1 pseudogene is annotated in these 241 nt (G+C 70.1%); it reads left to right on the top strand.

Annotated elements, in window-relative coordinates:
• Positions 1 to 241: pseudogene (locus tag H0H10_RS02230) on the top strand (glucose-6-phosphate dehydrogenase); the annotation flags it as partial.

The following is a 241-nucleotide window of genomic DNA, read 5'->3' as shown; positions in this document are numbered from 1 at the left end:
GCGTCCCCTTCTACCTGCGCACCGGCAAGCGGCTGGGCCGCCGGGTCACCGAGATCGCGGTCGTCTTCCAGCGCGCCCCGCACTCCCCCTTCGACACCACCGCCACCGAGGAACTCGGGCAGAACGCGATCGTCATCCGCGTCCAGCCCGACGAGGGCGTCACGGTCCGGTTCGGCTCCAAGGTGCCGGGCACGTCGATGGAGATCCGGGACGTGTCGATGGACTTCGCCTACGGCGAGTC

It is taken from the genome of Streptomyces griseicoloratus, assembly GCF_014534645.1.
GTDB lineage: Bacteria > Actinomycetota > Actinomycetes > Streptomycetales > Streptomycetaceae > Streptomyces > Streptomyces griseicoloratus.
This window is presented reverse-complemented; position numbering and strand designations above follow the sequence as displayed.